This window comes from Pseudomonas sp. SC11 (assembly GCF_047039205.1).
Taxonomy (GTDB): domain Bacteria; phylum Pseudomonadota; class Gammaproteobacteria; order Pseudomonadales; family Pseudomonadaceae; genus Aquipseudomonas; species Aquipseudomonas boreofloridensis.
Genome location: NZ_CP178183.1, coordinates 4,713,409 through 4,735,034, shown reverse-complemented (window position 1 = coordinate 4,735,034; position 21,626 = coordinate 4,713,409). Strand labels below are relative to the sequence as shown.

Below are 21,626 nucleotides of genomic sequence, written 5' to 3'. Positions count from 1 at the left end.
TCAGGCTTCCTTCGGGGCCAGGTTCAGCAGGGCCTGCCGGGCCCGCTCGAGAAACGCCTGCTTGTCTTCATCAGGCTGTACGTGCAACGGCTCGCCGAAGCTCAGGGTGCACAGCAACGGCAGCGGCAGGGCGCGGCCTTTGGGCATCACGCGGTTGAGGTTGGCGATCCACACCGGCACCACTTCGATCTGCGGCTGGGCCGAGGCCAGGTGGAACAACCCGCTCTTGAACGGCAGCAGCGGCTCGTCACCCAGATTGCGCGTGCCTTCCGGGAAGAAGATCAGCGAGTCGCCCTGGGCCAGGGCGTCGAGCACCGGTTGCAGCGGATTACTCTGGGCATCGCTGCGCTGGCGGTCGATGAGCACACCGTTGAACACTTTGCGGATGATGAAATCGCGCAGGCCGGGCTGGCACCAGTAATCGGCGCCGGCCACCGGCCGCGTGCGCCGCCGTAGCGGCTCGGGCAACGAGGCCCAGAGCAGAACGAAGTCGCCGTGGCTGCTGTGGTTGGCGAAATACAGGCGTTGTATCGGCTGTGGCGTGCAGCCGAGCCAGAGGGCGCGCGCCCCGGTGATCAGGCGCGCGGCGCAGGTGATGGCAAAAGCGGTGAGGGCTGGAAGCATGGTGCGGTTCATCCTGTGAAAGGCAGCGTCAGCAGGGTCGTCAAGGCCAGCAGCAGTTGCAGTGCCAGGCACAGCGCCTGGCGCCGCAGCAGCGCCAGGGCGCCTTGGCTGCGGGCTGGCCAGTGGCGCGGGTCGTCGGCACTGGCCTTGAGTTTGAGGTCGAACAGCGCCCGGTCCAGCGCGCCGGTGTCTTCGTCGAGTTGGGGGCTGCTGGCCAGGCGAGTGAACAGCTCGGCGTCCAGGGCCACGCGCAGCGCCCAGTATTTGTGGGCAAGGCCGAGGATCAGCAGCAGTGCGCACAGGGCACTGGCCAGCGCAGGCAGGTGCAGGCCGAGCAGGGGCGTGAGGCCGTAGCCGATGGCCAACAACGTGAGGCCATCGGACAGGCGCTCCAGTTGTCGGCCGCGGCCAAGCAGGGCGGCAACCAGGTGCAGGTCCATCAACGCACCTCCTTGCGTCGCAGGGCTTGGCGATGGCCTGGGTGCAGCACCACGCCGGGGCGCGCCTTACGGATCAGGGCTTGGGCCGCCTCGATATCGGCGCAGCGGCCGGTGAGGATCAGCCAGGCAGCCACGGCACTGGCGCTGCGTGAGTAGCCCAGGGCGCAGCAGACCAGGACGCTGCCGTGCTGGCGCAGGCGTTCGATGGCCTCGGCGGCTTGATTCAGCAGCGCGGGGCTGGGGGGGATGAGGTCAAGGTTGGGCAGGTTGAGGTAGGCCGGCTGTTCCTGCTGCATCGCGGGTAAATCGCAGCGGCAGGGCAACTCGGCGCTCAGGTCCAGCACGCCGGCAAATGAAGTCGCCTGACCCCGACCAGGTATCCGCCCCAGGTAGACCCCGTCACACACTTCATCGGCGTGAGGGTGTCGCCAGGTCCACAGGCGTGTGTTGATCCAGGCGCCGATCAGGTACGGTGCCAGCAGCCAGGTTGCCGCCGTCGACAGGCGTCCGGTGGCATCCTTCTGGAAGCCACCGGCACCGAACAGCACGTAGTTCAGCGCCACCATCAGCAACGCCAGCGCCGGCCACAGCAGGCCTAGCCACAGCCCGCCCAGCGACACGCCCAGCCAGGCACACAGCCCGGCGCCGAGGCCGTAGCGCAGGCCCAGTCGCCAGCGTTTCGGCTCGCGCGCAAGCCTCGCCGCGTGCAGGGGCAGCGGCCCTCGATGGGGCCACAACCAGACGCACAACAGGCCGACCAGCGCGCCGCTGGGCAGGTCGATGAAATGATGCTGCCAGGTGGTCAGCACCGACACCCCGATCAGCGCCATCCAGCCGTGCACCAGCCCACGCAGCAGTGGGCGCCGGGTGTGGCGGGCGAACATCGTCCAGATGATCACCAGCAGCGCGATATGCAGCGACGGCGCCTGGTTGAACGGTTTGTCGAAGCCCATCAGCACGTCGAACAGCCAGCCGAACAGGCCGGCCAGCTCCGGTCGCTCGAAGGTGAAGCGCAGCGGCCACAGCAGGAAACAACTGACGCTGAGCAGTTGCGCCGTCAGCAGCGCCAGGGCATGCCGATCCATTTCCCGGCGATTGCGCGGCAGCAGGAAGGACAGCCCGTACAGCAGGTCGATCGACCAATAGGGAATGATGGTCCAGGGCCACAGCGGCATATGCCGTTCCCAGTCGAACACCAGGCTGCCGACGTCGTCGCGCGTGGCCGTGTAGCTGTTGGCCAGGCCATAGCTGAGGAAGAACAGCGGCCCCAGCAGCAACAGCCACAGCACCCCGCGCCGGATCAAACCGGCCTCGCGGGCCATCAACGTACCCGCTGGGCCAGGCTGACGCTGAAGATGCCCCAGGGGTCGATGCGTTGGGTGATCTTGCGAAAGCCTGCCGCCTCCACCAGTTGGTCCATTTCCGCCTGGCTACGCCGGCGCATCACCCAGGCGTCGCCACCCCGGTGGCTGGTCAGGGCGCGGGCGATCATCTCCAGTTGCGGGTGCCAGGGTTGGCCGGTGTAGACCAGGTAACCCCCGTCTTCCACGGCGTCGGCCAGACCGGCCAGGGAGTTGCCCACCCACTGATTGCTGGCGAACAGTTCGTAGAGGCCGGAGACCACGGCCAGCGTTGGGCGCGGGTCGAGGCTGGCCAGGCTCTGGCGGTCGAAGGCGTCGCCTTGGACGAAGCGCGCAATCTCGCCGAGGCCTTTTTCCTGGATCAGGGCAGTGCCCTGTTGCACGTTCAGCTCGCTGTAGTCGCGCAGCAGGATCGAGTCCGGCCGGTGTGTCTGCAAGGCGTCGAGGATGTAGCGGCCGTGACCGGCGGCGATATCGACGATGTGCACCGCGCGGCCTTGTTCGCGCAGCCGCTCGATGGCCAGGCGCAGCAGTTCCTCGACGTGCAGCTTGCGCTGGCGGATGCCGCGCCAGCCGATGGCGTCGAGGTAGTTGCGGTCGATCAGGCGACCCAGCCGACCCTTGCCGCTGGCCTGGTCGCGGTACACGTAGTCCAGCGTGCTGCCCGAGTCGAAGCCGGTGTCGAAACCCAACTTGACGCCGTCGGACAAGCCTTTGACCAGGCGCAGCCCAGCGCGGTAGCTGCGCCAGTACAGCGCGCGCGGCGAGTGGCGTGGCAGTGGGGCAGCCAGTGCCTCGGCTTCGGCGCAACTGGCGCCGGTATTGTCGGCGTCGAGCAGCGAGGGCGGCGCCAGCGGCGCGTCGAAGCAATGGGCAATGAAGCGCTCGATGCGCGCCAAGGCGTGGGCGCGATCACGCTCGCCGAGGGTGTCATGGAAGAAACCGGGCAACACGTGCAGCTCCTTGCGCGCGCTGCCGAGGCGCTCGAAGAAGCGCTCCTGCGGCGCGCGTTCGACCACGAAGTCCGCACCGGACACCAGCAGTTGAGTCGGCACCTGGATCGCCTGGGCATCGGCCACCACACGTTCGGCGGCTTCGTACAGGCCCAGCAGCACGGTCACCGAAATCGGTCGGCTGATCAGTGGGTCGGCGGCATAAGAGGCGACCCGGTCGGGATCGTGGGTCAGCAGTTGCGGTTTGACGTAGCTGTTGACGAAGAAATTGCCACGCACGGCCTTGAGCAGCTTCAGGCCGGGGCGAGCGAAGGGCACGTAGAGTTTGACCTTGAACGCTGGCGAGGCGAGCACCAGGCAGCGCACCTTGGGGGCGTAGTCGTGGGCCCAGGTGGCGACCAGCACCGCGCCGACGCTTTGCGCCAGTACCACCATGTCGGCCTCGGCGATGCCATGCCGGGACTGGATATGCTCGATGAAAGTCTGCACGTCGCGCACGCTGGTGGCGAAGCTCGGACTGTCGCCTCGCGCGCCGGGTGACAGACCATGGCCGCGGGCGTCCCAGGCGAAGAGGTCGTAGCCCGGCAGGTTCAGTTCGTCGGCCAGGTGCGCCAGGCGCGCACCGTGCTCGTGGCCGCGGTGGAACATCACCAGCGCCCGGCGTGGCTGGTACGCGTTGCGGGTGGCCGGCCAGTGCCGGTAGTGCAGTTCGACGCCATCGTGGGTCGGGAAGTGCAGCGATTGCGCTTGGCGCATGGCGAAAGTCCTTGTCCTGCGGCAGTGGAATCAGCGGGTTTCGGCCAGCCCGTGGCGCACCCGGTTGTAGAGGGTATAGAGCGACAGCGCGAGGATGACCAGCAGCAGGCCGTTGATCCAGCTCGCCGGCAGCAGGCCGAAGGCGACGCCGGTGCCCAGCACGCCAAACGCGAAGGCGCGGTCGCTCTTGCCCATCGGCCCGTCGTAGCGCCGCGAAGCCCCGACCAGAGGACCCATCACGCCGGCGTATTCACTGACGATGGCCAGGATCACCACCAGCACCACGAGCACCGGCCAGACGCCGGTCAGCAGCGCGAAGGGCAGGTACAGCGCGGCGTCGGCGATCACGTCGCAGAGTTCGTTGAGGTAGCCGCCGAGGGTCGACTGCTGGCCGAATTCCCGGGCCAGCATGCCGTCTACGGCATTGAGCGCCATGCGCAGCAGCATCCACACCGGCAGCAGAATGAACAACCCGGTGACGTCGGGCAGGGCGGCCAGCAACAGCCCGAGCAGCACCGACACCAGTGCCGCGAAGACGGTCACTTGGTTGGCGGTCACCCCGCGATCATGCAGACGCTGCACCGTAGGGCGCAGCAGGGCCTGGAAGCGAGGTTTGAGCTGGTAGATGGATGGCACGGGGGACTCCCTATCCGGGTGCAGGTAGGAGCCGATTGTGGGGAAAGAGTTCGCGGGGCGGCAAGCGCTATGTGGCGGTCCTGTGAACCAGGCAGTGTCTGGAGTCTGGATACCCGTGCCTGGCGCTGATCAGCGCCGCGCTAAGTCAGGGCTGAGCACGTCGACGTGCTGGATATCGAAGTCGCGCTCCAGGAAGTCCATGCGTCGTTCGAAGAAGCTCGTCATGTGCGCCAACGCGCAGTGGGCGTCGAACGCGGCCTGGTCGGCCCACACTTCGTAGAACACGAAGAGGCTGGGATCTTCCTTGTCTCGCAGCATGTGGTATTCGATGCAGCCCGGTTCCTGGCGGCTGGGCTCGACATAGGCGCGGAACAACGCCTCGAAGGCCGCTGCCTGTTCCGGGCGGGTCTTGGCTTTGAGAATGAAGGCGACCGGTTCGTTCATGGGTGGGATCCTCAGGAAAGATGAAGTGCATTGTAGGGCAGTAATCGGTTCGTGATTCGTGACTTTAAGGCAAAAGCCTTTTGCCGCTGACCGACTTTTTACAGCTTGCGTGACGGCCTAACCTGCCGCCATCCCAAACGTTGCGACGAGATCCTCCCATGAAAAATATCCTCTTGCTCAATGGCGGCAAGCACTTCGCCCATTCCGACGGTCGCCTGAACACCACCTTGCACGAAGCCGCCATGGCCTACCTGGACCACGCGGGCTTCGACGTGCAGCAGACCTTCATCGACGGCGGCTACGCTATCGAGGCAGAGGTGCGCAAATTCCTCTGGGCCGACGTGGTGATCTACCAGATGCCGGGTTGGTGGATGGGCGCGCCCTGGACGGTGAAGCAATACATCGATGAGGTGTTCACCGCAGGCCATGGTCGTCTGTACGCCAACGATGGCCGTACCCGCTCCGACGCTTCGCAGAAGTACGGCAGCGGCGGATTGCTCATGGGCAAGCGCTACATGATCTCGGCCACCTGGAACGCGCCGCAGCAGGCCTTCGACGACCCGACCGATTTCTTCGAAGGCAAAGGTGTGGACGCGGTGTATTTCGCGTTCCACAAGGCCAACCAGTTCCTCGGCATGACGGGCCTGCCCAGCTTCGTGGCCACCGACGTGATGAAACGTCCGGATGTGCCAGCGGCGGTGGCGGCATACGAGGCGCACTTGGGCGCGCTGTTCGACAAGGCCGAGTGATGGCTGCGCTGTTTTCGTCCGCTGCCGGGCAGCGATGGCCTGGGCGCGTGCTTGCACGGTGAGCGATCAACCGCTATCAATCACTCCTTCCTCCCGCCAAGGCGCACGCGTGAAAACTCGATCCGAAGAACTTCAGGCATTCGTGGCCGTCATCGATTGCGGATCCATCTCCGCTGCTGCCGAGCAGATGGGCCAGACGCCCTCGGCCATGAGTCGGACCTTGTCGCGTCTGGAGGCCAAGCTGGGCACCACCTTGGTCAACCGCACCACCCGGCGCATGGACCTCACCGAGGAAGGCCGCTTCTTCCTCGAACGCGCGCGGCAGATTCTCGCGCAGATGGACGATCTGGAGGAGCGCCTGTCGCTCAACCGTCAGACACCGACCGGCCGCCTGCGCATCAATGCCGCTGCACCGTTCATGCTCCACGCGATCTTGCCGTGGATCGGCGAGTTCCGCCGCCAGTACCCCGGCATCGAGCTCGAACTCAACAGCGACGACCTGATCATCGACCTGCTCGAGCACAGCACCGATGTCGCCATCCGCATCGGCGAGCTGGCCGACTCCAGCCTGCACGCCCGTTCGCTGGGGTGCAGCCCGCTGCTGATCCTGGCCAGCCCGCAGTACCTGGAGCGCCATGGCACGCCACGCGCGGTGGAGGACCTGAGCCAGCATGGGCTGCTCGGATTCAGCGCGCCGGAAAGTCTCAACCACTGGCCCCTGCGTCACGCCCAGGGCGACCGCTGGGCGATCCGTCCGGCGCTGCTGGCCTCCAGCGGCGAAACCCTGCGTCAGTTGGCGTTGGCGGGTGAGGGGATCGTCTGCCTGTCGCACTTCATGACCCATGACGACATCCGCACGGGCCGTCTGCAGGTGCTGCTGGCCGAGGCCAACAGTGGCTATCGCCAGCCGATTCATGCGGTCTATTACCGCAACACGCAACTGGCACTGCGTATTCAATGCTTCCTGGATTTCATCCAGGCCAAGCTGTCGACATACGCCTGCTGAGTTGTCTGAACGCGACACGGTTGCCCAAAGACGTCCACCTCAGTGCCTGCCGTTTGCCTGAACGCGATGCCTGCGCCTTAAATGGAGGTTCGACAAGAACGACTAAGGAAGCGTCATGCGTATCGTCATGTTCCAGTCCCTGGCCCTCGGGGCCGCGATCCTGAGCTGTTCCTCGGCCTATGCCGTGACCCTCGAAGGCGGCGCGGTCGCCGCGCCCGATCAGTACGGCGCCCAGGTCGCCGCCGATATTCTCAAGAAGGGCGGCAATGCGGTGGACGCTGCCGTCGCCACCGCGTTCACCCTGGCGGTCACCTACCCGGAAGCCGGGAACATCGGTGGCGGCGGTTTCATGACCCTGTTCGTCGACGGCAAGCCGTATTTCCTCGACTACCGCGAAGTGGCGCCGAAGGCCGCGACCAAGACTATGTACCTGAACGACAAAGGCGAGGTGATCGAAAACCTCAGTCTGGTCGGTGCTCGCGCCGCCGGTGTGCCAGGCACGGTCATGGGCCTGTGGGAGGCGCACCAGAAGTTCGGCAAGCTGCCGTGGAGCGAGCTGCTCACGCCGGCCATCGGCTATGCGCAGAACGGATTCGAGATCGCCCAGAAGCAGTACCAGTACCGCGATGACGCCCAAGGCCTGTTCAAGACCGCGACCAACTTCAACGACTACTTTGGCAGCATGAAAGTGGGCGAGCTATTCAAGCAGCCGGAACTGGCCCAGACCCTCGAGCGCATCGCCGACAAAGGCGTGAGCGAGTTCTATCAGGGCAAGACCGCCGACCTGCTGGTGGCGCAGATGCAGGCCGACAAGGGCCTGATCACCAAGGACGATCTGAAGGACTACAAGGCGCTGTGGCGCGATCCGATCGCCATCGAGTGGCGCGGCAACGTGGTCTATACGGCGCCGCCACCGAGCTCCGGTGGTGTCGCGCTAGGCCAACTGCTGGGCATCAAGGAGGACCGTGCGGCGGACTTCAAAGGCGTGGCGCACAACTCGGCGAAGTACATTCACCTGCTGTCCGAGATCGAGAAGCGGGTATTCGCCGACCGCGCCGATTACCTGGGCGATCCGGCCTTCACCCAGGTGCCGGTCAAGCAACTGATGGCCAAGGACTACCTGGCCAAGCGCGCCGCGCAGGTCAATCCGACGGCCATCTCCGCCACCGACCAGGTCAAGCCGGGCCTGGAGCCACACCAGACCACGCACTTCTCCATCGTCGACCGCCAGGGCAATGCGGTGAGCAACACCTATACCCTCAACCTCGACTATGGCAGTGGCGTGGTGGTCAAGGGCGCGGGCTTCCTGCTCAACGACGAAATGGACGACTTCAGCGCCAAGCCTGGGGCGGCCAATGTGTTCGGCGTGGTCGGCGGTGACGCCAACGCCATCGCACCGGGCAAGCGCATGCTCTCATCGATGAGCCCGAGCCTGATCACGCGTGACGGCAAGGTCACCCTGGTGCTGGGGACGCCGGGCGGTTCACGGATCTTCACCTCGATCTTCCAGGTGATGAACAACCTGTACGACTACGGCATGCCATTGGAAAAAGCCGTCGCCGCGCAGCGTGTGCACCATCAGTTGCTGCCCAAGGACACGATCTACTTCGACAGCTATGCACCGCTCACCGGCCCGGTGGCCGACGAACTGAAGAAGATGGGCTATGTCCTGGAGGACCAGGGCTGGGAGATGGGCGACGTGCAGGCGATCCGCGTGACCGGGCAGACGTTGGAGACTGCGTCCGACCCGCGTGGGCGTGGGGTGGGCATGGTCGTCAAGTGATCGGCTGAGCGCCGCCCCTCAAGGGGCGGCGTCAGTCCTGTACAGCGTCAGACGCGGAAATGGCTGACCAGCGTCTGCAACTGCCCGCCCAAGCGCGCCAGTTCCACGGTGGACGCCGCGGTCTCGTCGCTGGCGGCGGCGGTTTGTTCCGACACGTCGCGCACGTTGAGGATGCTGCGGCTGATCTCCTCAGCCACTGCACTTTGCTGTTCGGCCGCTGCGGCGATCTGCTGGTTCATCGACTGGATGCCCGACACCGTGCTGGTGATGCTCGCCAGTGAATCGCCCGCTTTGCGCGCCAGGTCCACGCTGCTGTCGGTCAAGGTCTGGCTGCCGAGCATGGCGTTGGCCACCTGCTGGGTGCCGTTCTGCAAGCTGGCGATGAGTTCTTCGATTTCCTCGGTGGACTTCTGCGTGCGCTGGGCCAGGCCGCGCACCTCATCGGCGACCACCGCGAAACCGCGTCCGGCTTCGCCGGCTCGGGCCGCTTCGATGGCGGCGTTGAGGGCCAACAGATTGGTCTGCTCGGCCACCGACTTGATCACGTCCATGACGCTGCCGATCTTCTGGCTTTCCTGTTGCAGCAGGTTCATCGCGTCAGTGGAGCGGTGCACTTCGCTGGCCAGGCGTTCGATCTGGCTGATCGCTTCGCCCACCACCTTGTCGCCAGCACGGGCCTGGTCATCGGCCTGGGTTGCGGCATGCGAGGCCTGCTCGGCGTTGCGCGCCACCTCCTGCACCGTGGCCGCCATTTCATGCATGGCAGTGGCCACCTGGTCGGTTTCGACCTTCTGGCTATTGGCGCCGGCGCTGGTCTGTTCGGTCACGGCCGAGAGTTCTTCGGCCGCACTGGCGATCTGGGTCACACCATCGCGAATGCCGCCGATCAGCTCGCGCAAGGTCGTGCCCATGCGTGCGATGCCTTGTTGCAGCACGCCGAGTTCGTCGCGGCGGGTGACCTGCAGGTTCTGCGTCAAGTCGCCGCCGGCAATGCGCTCCACCACCTCGAGGGTTTCGCGCAGAGGACGGGTGATCTGACGGGTGATGATCACGGCAGCCAGCACGCCGAACAGCAGGGCCAGCAAGGTGGCGCCGATCTGCAGGGTACGGGCATCGCCGCTTTCGATGTCGCGGCGCTCGAGCTGGATCTTGTACAGCTCGTCGCTGACCTTGACGATGTCGGCGCCTTGCACGGTCATTTCCTGGCGGGCCACGGCGATCTGCGCGGTGGCATCGCGCAGTTGGCGAACGGCTTCGCCATAACCGCGCACGGCGGTCTCGAACGGCTGGATGCCTGCGGTATCGCCGCTCAGTTGGCGCTTGAGGCCGTCGATTTCGCTGATGGTCTGCTCGAGTTGAGTCAGCATCGCTTGCTCAGTCGCTGCGCTGGAAGCGGCGATGTAATCGCGCATGGTCAGTCGCAACTGCGTGAGTTGCTGACGCGCCTTGCTGATCGCCAGGTACTGCTGCAAACGGCCGGCGTCGCTTTCGTCGCGATTGAGCACGGTCTGGCTCAGGGCCTCGATCGCCTGCACGGCACTGGCCGCGTTCTGGTCGAGAGTCTGCCGGGCCGCGACGGTGACCTTGTAGCCAGCGCGCATCTTGTCGAGCGAGACGCGATAGTCGGCGATGGTCTTGCCCAGCTCGCGCAGCAGCTTGACGTTTTCAGGGCTCTTGAAGGTGTTTTCCAGGCGCTGCTGCTGGGCGGTGAAGGTGTCGAGCTTGGCCAGGGTGGTGGCGGCAGCGGCGTCGTCGCCATTGGCGATCATGTACTGCAGGCGCGCCACGCGCAGGTTGGTGAGGTCGATGTTGAGCCGGGTGATGTCGCTCATCCAGTTGCTGCGGTTGATCATGCTGCCCAGGCTGCTCCAACTGGCCAGGGCCAGCAGGCCGGTCAACAACAGGACCAGGCCGAAGCCCAGTCCGAGTTTGAGATTCACGCTCTTATCGGCAAACCATCTGTTCATGCACGCTCTCCAGAAAATGTGTGTTGCAAGAATTCACGTCGCTGGGCGTTGTTGTTTTAGAGGGCCAGCTTTGGATCCAGGGGTTATCGGCAGCAAGCGCTGTCGCTGAAACGTTTTTCAGCGGAAAAATGCCCCATTGGTCGTATTGCGATCTGGAGAAGCGAAGAAACGCCCCGAAGGGCGTTACAGATTACGGGTATTGAAGGTGTCGCAGCGGTTCAGGTCGCCGCTGCCGAAGCCGGTCTTGAACCAGCGCACGCGTTGCGCCGAGGTGCCGTGGGTGAAGGAGTCCGGGACCACGCGGCCTTGGCCCTGCTGCTGCAGGCGGTCGTCGCCGATGGCATTGGCGGCGTTCAGGGCTTCTTCCACGTCACCGGGTTCCAGCCAGTTCAGGCGCTTCTGTGCCTGATAGGCCCAGACACCGGCCAGGCAGTCGGCCTGCAGCTCCTGACGTACCAGCAGACCGTTGTCACCTTCCATACGCTGGCCGCTGCGACGGGCGGCATCGACTTTGGCCGAGACGCCGAGCAAGGTCTGCACATGGTGGCCGATCTCGTGGGCGATCACGTAGGCCTGGGCGAAGTCGCCAGCGGCGGCGAAGCGGGTTTCCATTTCGCGGAAGAACGACATGTCCAGGTACACGCGCTGGTCGGCTGGGCAGTAGAACGGTCCGACCGCCGAAGACGCAAAGCCGCACGCCGAATTGACCTGACCGCTGAATAGCACCAGTTTGGGATCGCGGTACTGCTTGCCGGCCTGGGCGAACAGGGCTTTCCAGGTGTCTTCGGTGTCACCGAGGATCGAGGCGACGAACTGCGCTTGTTCGTCGTTGGCCGGTGGCGCTTTGCTGGTCGTGGTGCCTGGTGCAGCCTGCTGTTGCTGCTGCATCTGGCCGGAGAGCTGGCCGAGCAACTGCAACGGGTCCTGGCCGGTCAGCCAGCCGATGCCGACGATCAACAGCACCGCGCCAAGGCCCAGGCCTTTACCGCCCCCGAAGCGCATACCGCCGCCCCCGCCTGAGCCGCGTGCGTCGACCACGTTGTCGCTGCGTCGGCCTTTTCGCCAGTCCATAGAGTGTCTCCGCTGTAAGGGGCAGTGCATGCAGGATAGTCCTGCGCTTGAGAGCCGGTCAGCTACCGGAAAGTTGCATAACCGTATGGTTATGTCTGCCCAGCAAGTTTTCAATAGGCCGGGCGCGGTGCCTACCGGACACTGTGCGTCCGCCTGCCACGCACAGGCGGCCCGCACAATTCCAAGAGAGGACACCGGCATGCCTGCCCAGGATAACCGCCGCTTCGCGATCCGTGATCGCAACTGGCACCCCAAGGCCTTGACCCCAGACTACAAGACCTCCATTGCCCGCTCGCCACGCCAGGCGCTGGTGAGCATTCCCCAGTCGATCAGCGAAACCACAGGCCCGGACTTTTCCCACCTGCGGTTCGGCGAGCATGACCATGACCTGCTGCTGAACTTCAACAACGGCGGCTTGCCCATCGGCGAGCGGATCATCGTTGCCGGCCGTGTGGTCGACCAGTATGGCAAGCCGGTGGCCAACACCCTGGTGGAAATGTGGCAGGCCAACGCCGGTGGCCGCTACCGACACAAGAATGACCGCTACCTGGCGCCGCTGGACCCGAACTTCGGCGGCGTCGGTCGGTGCCTGACCGACCGCGATGGCTACTACAGCTTCCGCACCATCAAGCCAGGTCCGTACCCTTGGCGTAACGGGCCGAACGACTGGCGTCCGGCGCACATCCATTTCTCCATCAGCGGCCCGGCGATCGCCACCAAGCTGATCACCCAGCTGTACTTCGAAGGCGACCCGTTGATCCCGATGTGCCCGATCGTCAAGTCGATCGCCAATCCACAAGCGGTGCAGAGCCTGATCGCGCGCCTGGACATGAGCCAGGCCAATCCGATGGATTGCCTGGCCTACCGCTTCGACATCGTGCTGCGTGGCCAGCGCCAGACCCACTTCGAGAACCGCTGAGGAGCGCCGTCATGCCTATCGAACTGCTGCCGGAAACCCCTTCGCAGACCGCCGGCCCCTATGTGCACATCGGCCTGGCCCTGGAAGCGGCGGGCAACCCCACCCGTGATCAGGAAATCTGGAGCCGACTCGCCCGCCCCGAGGCGCCTGGCGAGCATATTCTGCTGCTCGGCCACGTCTACGACGGCAATGGTCACCTGGTGCGCGACTCCTTCCTCGAGGTGTGGCAGGCCGATGCCAACGGCCAATATCAGGATCAGTTCAACCTGGAAAATGCCTTCAACAGTTTCGGTCGTACCGCCACCACCTTCGATGCGGGCGAGTGGACGCTGCACACGGTCAAGCCGGGGGTGGTCAACAACGCTGCCGGGGTGCCCATGGCGCCGCACATCAACATCAGCCTGTTCGCCCGGGGCATCAACATCCACTTGCACACGCGGCTGTATTTCGATGACGAAGCCGAGGCCAACGCGCAGTGTCCGGTGCTCAACCTGATCGAGCAGCCGCAGCGCCGAGAAACCCTGATCGCCAAGCGCTGCGAAGTGGACGGCAAGACCGCCTACCGGTTCGACATACGTATTCAGGGGGAAGGGGAGACGGTGTTCTTCGACTTCTGACGGGATGGGGCGGCAGCGTAAGGCCGCCCCGACGGCTTGATCAGCCTTTGACCGGCTTCAGGTCGAAGGCATCGGCCTGGTACTGGAACAGCAGGCAGTCAGCCTCGGCGGTGCAGCCACTTTCGTGAACCAGGTCGGCCGGCAGTTTGTAGTAAGCACCTGCCGGGTACTCGACGCGCTTACCGTCGATCACCGCGTAGAAGGTGCCGGCCAGTACCACTGTCGGCAGTACCTGAGTGTGCTGGTGCAGGCCGTTGTCCACGCCTTTCTTGAACTTCACGTAGGCCGAATAAGGCCCTTTGCCGAAGATGTCGCCCTCGACGTTGGCGTAGCTGACGGCGCCTTGGGTGTTCGGTACGTCCTGCCATTTCAGCGCAGCGCTGTTCGGCACCGAAATCAAGGTGTCATCGGCGGCGTGGGCGGTGAGGGCCATAGCGCCCAAGGTCAGACCTGCCAAGAGTGTATTCAGGGTATTCATGCAGAGGCTCCTTCGCCCGTTCAGTGAGGAGGCGAAGGTTAGTCAGGGTGTCGATGTCCAGATACGGGCAAAACGTGCCAGCGCCTGTGCAGTTTGTGCACTAATCGCAACCCCAGCGCGTTGTTGCGTAGTACTGCTGCGCGTAATCGATCAGGGCGCGGACCTTCGGCGCCAGATAACGACTGTGCGGATACACCGCATACAGGTTTCGCCCCGGCAGATGCCAGTTGCTCAGTACTGGCACCAGTCGCCCGTCGCGCAACGCGTCGTCGACGATGAAGCGGTCGAAGCTGGCGATACCCAGTCCGCCGATGGCTGCGGCGCGCAGGGCCATCGGTGAATTGGCGCTCAGGCGCCTGGGCATCAGCACGTCGCGGCGGCTGCCATCGGCAGCGCTGAGCGTCAGGCGTTGGGGTTCCTGCAGGCGGCTGTAACCGAGCAGCGGGTGGGTGCTCAATCCTTCTGGTGTGGTAGGAGACCCTTGCCGTTCGAGGTAGCTCGGCGCGGCCACCAGTAACACCGGGCTAGGGGTCAGCAGCCGGGCGACCAAGCTCGAATCGGGCAGATGATCGGTGATGCGCAGGCAGACATCGACCTCCTCTTCCAGCAGATCGACGAAGCGATCGGTGCAGTTCAGCTCCACATGCAGGTGCGGGTACTGCTCGACGAAGTCAGGCAACCAGCGGCCCAGCTCCAGATCGCCGAACGCCGAGCCCACGCTCAGGCGCAAGGTGCCGGTGGGTTGCAGTTGGTGCTCGGACAGCTCCAGCGTCATGGCCTGCACCTGGTCGAGGATCAGTACGCAGTGACGGTAGAACAGCAGGCCTGCTTCGGTCGCATGCAGTCGGCGCGTGGTGCGCGTGAGCAATTGCGTGCCGAGGGCGCGTTCCAGGTTCTTCACCTGGCGCGACAGCACGGTGTGGGAGACGCCGGCCTGGCTGGCGGCGGCGCTGAAACTGCCGAGGTCGACGACCCGGCGGAAGGTGTGCATGGCGCTCAACTGGTCCATGGACCGCTCCTGATGATGAGCGCAGGCAGGGCGCGCTGGCCCCGCCTGCGGACAACTCAGCGCCTGACCAGCAGCACTCCACTTTCCATGTGATGGGTATAGGGGAACTGGTCGAACAGCGCGCAACGTTCGATACGGTGGGTATCCTGCAACTGGGCGATGTTCTGCGCCAGGGTCTCTGGGTTGCAGGAAATGTACAGGATACGCTCGAAGCGTCGGGTCAGCTCGCAGGTGTCCGGGTCCATACCGGCGCGCGGCGGATCGACGAAGACGGTGCCGAAGGCATAGCTTTTCAGGTCGATGCCTTCCAGACGCCGGAACGGGCGGACTTCGTTCAGGGCCTGGGTCAGTTCCTCGGCCGACAGGCGCACCAGGCGCACGTTGTCGATGCCGTTCTCGTCGAGGTTGTGCAGGGCGGCATTGACCGAGGTCTTGCTGATTTCGGTGGCCAGCACCTGGCGTGCGCGGGTGGCCAGCGGCAGGGTGAAGTTGCCGTTGCCGCAGTACAGTTCCAGCAGGTCGTCGTCGCGTTGGCCCATGGCTTCGCAGGCCCAGGCCAGCATCTTCTGGTTCACCGCGCCGTTGGGCTGGGTGAAGGCGCCTTCGGGTTGGCGATAACTGAAGGTTTGCCCGCCGATGTCGAGTTGCTCCAGCGCATAGTCGCGGCCGATCACCACGCGCTTGCCCTTGGAGCGGCCGATCACGCTGACCTCAAGGTCGGCGGCCAACTGTTGCGCGGCGGCTTCCCAGGCGGCGTCCAGCGGGCGGTGATAGCACAGCGTGACCATCGCGTCGCCCGCCAGGGTGGTGAGGAACTCCACTTGGAACAGGCGGTTGCTCAGGTCTTCGTTGCCCTGCCAGGCGGCTTTTAACTGCGGCATCAGCACATTGATGCGCTGGCTGGCGATGGGGAAGTCGTCGATGAGAATCGCCTTGTGCTTCTCGCCCGGCGCGAACATGGCGTAGTGGCGCTGGCCCTCCTCGCGCCACAGGCGGAACTCGGCGCGCAGGCGATAGTGCTCGCGCGGCGACTCGAACACCGACGGAGCCGGCGCATCGAACGGTGCCAGCAACTCGTTCAGGCGCTCGACCTTGGCTTGCAGTTGCGTGGCGTATTGCGAAGGGTCGAAGGCAGCACTCATGCGTTGAACCAGCCCAGCTTGATGACGAACAGGATGGACAGGATCACCAACGCCGGGTTCAGGTCGTGGCGACGACCGGAAATCAGCTTGATGGCGGTCCAGGCGATGAAGCCGAAGGCGATGCCGTTGGCGATCGAGTAGGTCAGTGGCATGGCCAGGGCCGTGACCACCACCGGTGCCGCTTCAGTGACGTCGTCCCAGTTGATTTCGGCCAGGCCCGAAGCCATCAGCACGGCAACGAACAGCAATGCCGGCGCGGTGGCGAAGGCCGGCACGCTGCCGGCCAGCGGTGCGAAGAACAGCGCAAGCAGAAACAGCACGGCGACCACGATGGCGGTCAGGCCGGTACGCCCGCCGGCACTGACGCCGGCCGCCGACTCGATGTAGCTGGTGGTGGTCGAGGTGCCGAGCAGGGAACCGGCCATGGCGGCGGTGCTGTCGGCGATCAGTGCCCGGCCCATCTTCGGCATGTGGCCGTCCTTGCCCATCAACCCGGCGCGCTTGGCCACGCCGATGAGGGTGCCGGAGTTGTCGAACAGGTCGACGAACAGGAACGCGAAGATCACGCTGATCAGGCCAACGTCCAGCGCGCCCTTGATGTCCAGTTGCAGGAAGGTCGGTGCGAGTGAGGGCGGCAGCGAGACGATGCCGGCGAACGGGCTGGCGCCGATCAGGATCGACACTACGGTCACGGCGAGAATGCCGATCAGCACCGCCCCGCGGACCTTCAACGCCTCCAGGGCGACGATCAGGAAGAAACCGAGGGTGGCGAGGATGGGGGCGGGGTTGCGCAAGTCGCCCAGGCCCACCAGGGTCGCCGGGTTATCGACGACGATGCCGGCGTTGTGCAAGGCGATCAGCGCCAGGAACAGACCGATGCCCGCCGCGATGGCCGACCGCAGTGGCAGCGGGATGCTGTTCACGATCCATTCGCGGATACGGAAGATCGACAGCAGGAAGAACAGCACCGCCGAGAGGAACACTGCGCCCAGTGCCACCTGCCAGGTGTGGCCCATGTGCAGGACCACCGTGTAGGTGAAGAAAGCGTTCAGGCCCATGCCTGGCGCCAGGGCGATCGGGTAGTTGGCGATCAGGCCCATGGTCACCGAGCCGATGGCTGCGGCCAGGCAGGTGGCGACGAAGATCGCGCCCTTGTCCATGCCGGTCTCGCCCAGGATGCTCGGGTTGACGAACAGGATGTAGGCCATGGCCAGGAAGGTGGTGACGCCCGCAAGGATCTCGGTGCGCACGTTGGTATTGTGTGCCTTGAGTTGAAACAGCCTTTCCAGCATGCCTGCTCCCATGACGCCGCAGCGCCGTGAATGTGTTGGACCTCAACAGCAAAGCACAGACCGTACCGGGTGCCGTGGATTTGTGCGGGGTGCAAAAAAGCCGCGCATCATACCAGCATGGTGGGCGGGGGCCTATGGCTGTCGCGGGTGGCCGCTGCGCGGTGCGAAGCGGCTTGGCCAGGGCTACTCGGAATTGTGCATCCGGTCGCGGTGCGCCAGGGTCGGGAACAGCTTTATCCACACCCCGGTGACCAGCAGCGTGCCCAGGCCACCGAGCACCACGGCCGGCACTGTGCCAAACCAGTGCGCAGTGACGCCGGATTCGAATTCTCCGAGCTGATTCGAGGCACCGATGAACAGCCCGTTCACTGCACTGACCCGTCCGCGCATGTCGTCCGGCGTTTCCAACTGCACGAAGGCACTGCGGATGACCATGCTGATCATGTCCGCCGCGCCGAGCACCACCAGCACCGCCAGGGAGAACCAGAACGAGGTCGACAGGCCGAAGGCGATGGTCGCCACGCCGAACACGCCCACGGCGGTGAACATGGTTCGACCGACTTTGCGCTCGACCGGGAAGCGCGCCAGCCACAACGACATCAACAGCGCCCCCACTGCAGGCGCCGAGCGCAGCAGGCCCAGGCCCCACGGGCCGGTGAGCAGAATGTCGCGGGCGAACACCGGCAGCAATGCCGTGGCGCCGCCCAGCAACACGGCGAACAGGTCCAGCGAGATGGCACCGAGGATGTCGGGGCGGCTGCGGATGAAGTGGATGCCGGCCAGCAGGGACTGCACGCTGGCTCGGCCGCGCTGCGGCGTCTGCTGGCGGGCCTGGAGGCTGAGCGTGAGTGCGCAGGCGATGGCGTACAGCGCAACGGTCGGGCCATACACCCAGACGCTGCCCAAGGCGTAGAGCAGCCCGCCGAGCGCCGGGGCGACGATGGTCGCTGCCTGGGTGGCGGAGGCCGAAGCGGCAACGGCACGCGGGAACAGCCCTGCGGGCACCACGTTCGGCAGCAGGGCCTGGGTAGCGGGCATCTCGAAGGCGCGGGTGGCGCCGAGCAGGAACGCCAGCAGGAAGATCAGTTCGCGGCTGACGTTGTCGGTGGCACTGCCCAGCGCCAGGGCGAGGGCGATCAACCCCTGCAGGCTTTGGCACAGTGCCGCCACCTTGCGCCGGTCGTAGCGGTCGGCCACATGCCCGGTGTGCAGCATGAACAGCACGCGCGGGGCGAACTCCACCAGGCCGACCAGGCCAAGGTCCAGCACATTGCCGGTGAGCTGATAGAGGTGCCAGCCGATGGCCACGGTGAGCATCTGGAAGCCGCTGGCGGTGAACACCCGGGCGAGCCAGAAGGCGATGAAAGGACGGTGGTGACGCAGCAGCGGCGGTGCGGACTCTGACATCGGAGGTCAACGGCGGCCAAGGGGGAGGGCTGCAGAGTAGCATCTAGTTGTAACAAATGGTTGCGAGCAGGCCGCTCTGTGGCGACCGCCCCCATAAGAAGGCGGCGCCGCGTTCAGGTTCAGAGGCTGCGCGCCCGCGTCACCCGGTCCACCAGATACACCAGTCCGTGATAGTCGATACCACTGTGGGTCGATAACCCGATCTCACAGGTCCGACTGGTGGAGATCCCTTCGCTGCACTGCTGCACCGCGCCCTTGAGCGTGCGCAGTGCATGGGCATTGAGCTGCGGTGTGGTGAAGCCTTTGTCGCCGGCGAAACCACAGCAGTGAATGCCCTCGGGTATCACGACCTGTTTGCTGCAGCGGCGCGCCAGGTCGATGAGCGCCTGGCTTTCGCCCAGGTGCTGGGTGCTGCAGGTGACATGCACGGCCACCGGTTCATCCTGTGGGGTGAACTCCAGCTTGTCGAGCAGGTGGGTACGGATGAAGCGCACGGGGTCGTACAGGTCGAGGCGGCAGTTGCCCAGATCCTGCACCAGGCGAAGGGTACAGGGGCTGGTGTCGCAGTAGATCGGGTCGAGCCCGCCGCGACTGGCCTGCAGCAGCGCAGCGATCAGTTCCTGGCGCTTGTGCTCGGCTTGTTCGGCATAGCCCTTGGAGGCGAACGGCTGCCCGCAGCACAGGCTGTCGGCGTGCTCGGGGAAGATCACCTGATAACCGGCTTTTTCCAGCAGTGCACGGGTCTTGTCCAGCAACGAGCGCTGCTCGCCGTCGGTGTACGCCGGGCCCATCACCCGCGACACGCAAGCGGCCAGGTAGACGACCCGGGGGCGTGCGTCCTGGCTGACCGGGATCACGCTGATCGGCGCGAGCGGTTGCGGCATGGCCGCTGTCCACTGCGGCAGGCGACCCCGGCTGGCCCTGCGCAAGCCGCTGCTCAAACTCTCCAGGCGCGGCGCGCCCAGCAGCTTGCGTGCACCGTTGGCCACGGCCAGGGTCAGGCGCGCACCACGCAGCACGGTGTGGAAATGTTCGGCGAGCCAATCGGCCCGTTGGAGGTGGCTCGCCGCCTGGCCGCGCAGCTTCTTCACCAACTCGCCGGTATTGATGCCCACCGGGCAACGCTGGGCGCACAGCCCGGTGGCGGCGCAGGTGTCGAGGCCCTGGTACTGGTAGGTCTGCAGCAGCTCACGGGTGTCGATGCCGGCGCGGCGTTTGGCCTGGATGTCGCGCCACATGACGATGCGCTGGCGCGGGCTCAGGGTCAGTCCGCGTGACGGACACACCGGCTCGCAGAAACCGCACTCGATGCACTTGTCGACGATCTCGTCGGCGGCCGGTAGCGGCTTGAGGTGTTTCAGGTGAATGTCCGGGTCGTCGCTGAGCACCACGTCCGGGTTGAGGATGCCATTGGGATCGAGCAGCCGTTTGAGCTGCCACATCAATTGGTAGGCGTCCTGGCCCCACTCCAGTTCGACGAAGGGTGCCATGTTGCGTCCGGTACCATGTTCGGCCTTGAGCGAACCACCGAATTCCACGGCCACCAACTGCGCCACATCGTCCATGAACGCCTGGTAGCGCGCCACTTCCTCGGCGCTGTTGAAGCCCTGGGTGAAGACGAAATGCAGGTTGCCTTCCAGGGCGTGGCCGAAAATGATCGCCTCGTCGTAGCGGTGCTTGTCGAACAACTGCAGCAGTCGGTTGACGCCTTCGGCGAGCAGTTCCACCGGGAAGGTCACGTCCTCGATGATCACCGTGGTGCCGGTCTGGCGCACGGCACCGACCGCCGGGAAGGTGTCCTTGCGGATCTTCCACAACACGTTGTAGACGGCAGGGTCTTCGCTGAAATCGACCTGCTGTTCCAAGGCGAAATCGGCGATGGAGGCCATCACTTGGTTCAGTTGTTCGTGCAACAGGCTTTGGCTGGCCGCGCGCGACTCGATCAGCAGGGCACAGGCGTGGTCCGACAATCCCCGGACCCAGTCCGGCATGCCTGGCATTTGCTGAACCGAGCGCAGACTGCGGCGGTCGAGCAGTTCCACGGCGGACACCGGCTGCTGCTTGAGCACGGTGACCGCGCGACAGCAGCTCTCGACGCTGGGAAACACCAGCAGCGCACTGGCCTTGTGGGGGTGGTCGGGCACCGTGTGGTAGGTGACGGCGCTGATGAAGCCCAACGTGCCTTCGGAGCCGACCAGCAGGTGCTGCAGGATGTCCAGCGGCGCGTCGTAGTCCACCAGTGCATTGAGCGACAGGCCGGTGGTGTTCTTCAGTCGGTACTTGTGCCGGATGCGCTCGGCCAGGGGCAGGTTGGCGCGGGTCTCGCGGCCCAGGCGCGCCAACGCGTTCAGGAGATCGGCGTGGCTGCGTTCGAAGGCGGCCACACTGGCCGGATCTTCGCTGTCCAGGCAGGTGCCGTCGGCCAGCACCAGGCGCAGGCCAGCCAGGGTGTGATAGGTGTTCTGCGCGGTGCCGCAGCACATGCCGCTGGCGTTGTTGGCGACGATACCGCCGATCTTGCAGGCGTTGATTGACGCCGGGTCCGGGCCGATCTTGCGCCCATAGGGCGCCAACCAGGTATTGGCCTGGGCGCCGATGACGCCCGGTTGCAGACGAATCTGTTCGCCCTGATTGCGGATCTCGCGGCCATTCCAGCGCTCGCCCAGCACGATCAGCACCGAATCGCTCAGGGCCTGGCCGGACAAACTGGTGCCGGCGGCGCGGAAGGTGACCGGCACGCGCTCGCGCTGGGCCAGGCGCAGCAGGCCGATCACCTCGTCCTCGGATTCCACGCGCACCACCAGCTTGGGAATCAAGCGGTAGAAGCTGGCGTCGGTACCGAAGGCCAGGGTCGAGGTCGGGTCGTCGAACCGGCGTTCGGCGGGGATCAGGCGCTCGGCATCGCGCAGGAACGCAGCGGGCAGACTCATGCAATCTCCTCACGGGGCCGGCGCGTCTGGTGCGCGGCGTGC

General features: G+C 65.3%; 18 protein-coding genes and 2 pseudogenes. 5 read left to right on the top strand and 15 right to left on the bottom strand.

The genetic code is table 11. From position 1 onward, the window contains the following. The 6 genes from ACK2SD_RS21170 to ACK2SD_RS21145 form a co-directional block, all read right to left on the bottom strand. Positions 1–624 (bottom strand): lysophospholipid acyltransferase family protein, encoded by a 624-nt coding sequence (locus ACK2SD_RS21170; protein ID WP_295486013.1) that lies wholly within the window; start codon positions 622–624, stop codon positions 1–3. An 8-nt stretch (positions 625–632) separates the two neighbouring features. Next, positions 633–1,064: a hypothetical protein gene (locus tag ACK2SD_RS21165; protein ID WP_412460763.1), complete on the bottom strand. Its 432-nt coding sequence runs from the start codon at positions 1,062–1,064 to the stop codon at positions 633–635. Further along, positions 1,064–2,386 carry a phosphatase PAP2/dual specificity phosphatase family protein gene (locus ACK2SD_RS21160; RefSeq protein ID WP_412460762.1) on the bottom strand — a complete coding sequence of 441 codons (1,323 nt, stop codon included), beginning with the start codon at positions 2,384–2,386 and terminating at the stop codon, positions 1,064–1,066. The genes ACK2SD_RS21165 and ACK2SD_RS21160 overlap by 1 nt, the downstream gene beginning before the upstream one ends. Continuing rightward, positions 2,386–4,134, bottom strand: coding sequence for a bifunctional alpha/beta hydrolase/class I SAM-dependent methyltransferase (locus ACK2SD_RS21155; protein WP_412460761.1), 1,749 nt, complete (start codon positions 4,132–4,134; stop codon positions 2,386–2,388). Before ACK2SD_RS21155 ends, ACK2SD_RS21160 begins: the two co-directional genes overlap by 1 nt. Before the next feature lie 30 nt (positions 4,135–4,164). After that, a complete protein-coding gene (locus tag ACK2SD_RS21150; RefSeq protein WP_116887539.1) occupies positions 4,165–4,770 on the bottom strand; it encodes a CDP-alcohol phosphatidyltransferase family protein in 606 nt (201 codons plus the stop codon). 129 nt (positions 4,771–4,899) lie between these two features. Further along, the gene (locus tag ACK2SD_RS21145; RefSeq protein ID WP_029613384.1) at positions 4,900–5,214 is read right to left on the bottom strand and encodes a putative quinol monooxygenase; all 315 of its coding nucleotides are present in this window, start codon (positions 5,212–5,214) and stop codon (positions 4,900–4,902) included. 158 nt (positions 5,215–5,372) lie between these two features. Here ACK2SD_RS21145 and ACK2SD_RS21140 point away from each other — a divergent pair, with 158 nt between their 5' ends. The 3 genes from ACK2SD_RS21140 (at position 5,373) to ggt (ending at position 8,752) form a co-directional block, all read left to right on the top strand. Continuing rightward, the gene (locus tag ACK2SD_RS21140; RefSeq protein ID WP_412460760.1) at positions 5,373–5,963 is read left to right on the top strand and encodes an NAD(P)H-dependent oxidoreductase; all 591 of its coding nucleotides are present in this window, start codon (positions 5,373–5,375) and stop codon (positions 5,961–5,963) included. Between the two features lie 109 nt (positions 5,964–6,072). Further along, entirely contained in the window at positions 6,073–6,969 is an 897-nt protein-coding gene (locus tag ACK2SD_RS21135; RefSeq protein WP_412460759.1) for a LysR substrate-binding domain-containing protein, read from the top strand. A 115-nt stretch (positions 6,970–7,084) separates the two neighbouring features. After that, positions 7,085–8,752: a gamma-glutamyltransferase gene (ggt, locus tag ACK2SD_RS21130; protein ID WP_412460758.1), complete on the top strand. Its 1,668-nt coding sequence runs from the start codon at positions 7,085–7,087 to the stop codon at positions 8,750–8,752. Positions 8,753–8,921: 169 nt separating this feature from the next. Here the strand turns inward: ggt and ACK2SD_RS21125 are convergent. The 3 genes and pseudogenes from ACK2SD_RS21125 to ACK2SD_RS21115 all read right to left on the bottom strand — a co-directional run. Beyond that, a pseudogene (locus ACK2SD_RS21125) lies at positions 8,922–9,504 on the bottom strand (methyl-accepting chemotaxis protein); the annotation flags it as partial. A gap of 198 nt (positions 9,505–9,702) precedes the next feature. Then, positions 9,703–10,584, bottom strand: a pseudogene (locus tag ACK2SD_RS21120) (methyl-accepting chemotaxis protein); the annotation flags it as partial. A gap of 318 nt (positions 10,585–10,902) precedes the next feature. Continuing rightward, a complete protein-coding gene (locus ACK2SD_RS21115; protein WP_412460757.1) occupies positions 10,903–11,790 on the bottom strand; it encodes a neutral zinc metallopeptidase in 888 nt (295 codons plus the stop codon). 199 nt (positions 11,791–11,989) lie between these two features. On the opposite strand from ACK2SD_RS21115, the gene pcaH reads away from it, so the two are divergent. Together pcaH and pcaG are read left to right on the top strand one after the other, a co-directional pair. Next, positions 11,990–12,709 (top strand): protocatechuate 3,4-dioxygenase subunit beta, encoded by a 720-nt coding sequence (pcaH, locus tag ACK2SD_RS21110; RefSeq protein WP_029613106.1) that lies wholly within the window; start codon positions 11,990–11,992, stop codon positions 12,707–12,709. An 11-nt stretch (positions 12,710–12,720) separates the two neighbouring features. After that, positions 12,721–13,326: a protocatechuate 3,4-dioxygenase subunit alpha gene (gene pcaG, locus ACK2SD_RS21105; RefSeq protein WP_342649746.1), complete on the top strand. Its 606-nt coding sequence runs from the start codon at positions 12,721–12,723 to the stop codon at positions 13,324–13,326. 40 nt (positions 13,327–13,366) lie between these two features. On the opposite strand, the gene ACK2SD_RS21100 is transcribed toward pcaG, so the two are convergent. The 6 genes from ACK2SD_RS21100 to ACK2SD_RS21075 all read right to left on the bottom strand — a co-directional run bounded on the left by ACK2SD_RS21100 (position 13,367) and on the right by ACK2SD_RS21075 (position 21,584). Then, positions 13,367–13,804: a cupin domain-containing protein gene (locus ACK2SD_RS21100; protein ID WP_412460756.1), complete on the bottom strand. Its 438-nt coding sequence runs from the start codon at positions 13,802–13,804 to the stop codon at positions 13,367–13,369. 100 nt (positions 13,805–13,904) lie between these two features. Next, positions 13,905–14,813 carry a LysR family transcriptional regulator gene (locus ACK2SD_RS21095; protein ID WP_412460755.1) on the bottom strand — a complete coding sequence of 303 codons (909 nt, stop codon included), beginning with the start codon at positions 14,811–14,813 and terminating at the stop codon, positions 13,905–13,907. 56 nt (positions 14,814–14,869) lie between these two features. Beyond that, entirely contained in the window at positions 14,870–15,955 is a 1,086-nt protein-coding gene (gene trmA, locus ACK2SD_RS21090; protein ID WP_412460754.1) for a tRNA (uridine(54)-C5)-methyltransferase TrmA, read from the bottom strand. Then, positions 15,952–17,247, bottom strand: a complete 1,296-nt coding sequence (locus ACK2SD_RS21085) for an NCS2 family permease (RefSeq protein ID WP_039575089.1) — start codon at positions 17,245–17,247, stop codon at positions 15,952–15,954. Before ACK2SD_RS21085 ends, trmA begins: the two co-directional genes overlap by 4 nt. Before the next feature lie 183 nt (positions 17,248–17,430). After that, on the bottom strand, positions 17,431–18,654 hold the full coding sequence (locus tag ACK2SD_RS21080) for an MFS transporter (RefSeq protein WP_412460753.1): 1,224 nt from the start codon (positions 18,652–18,654) through the stop codon (positions 17,431–17,433). A 119-nt stretch (positions 18,655–18,773) separates the two neighbouring features. Further along, entirely contained in the window at positions 18,774–21,584 is a 2,811-nt protein-coding gene (locus ACK2SD_RS21075; protein ID WP_412460752.1) for an FAD-binding and (Fe-S)-binding domain-containing protein, read from the bottom strand. Positions 21,585–21,626 lie beyond the last annotated feature (42 nt).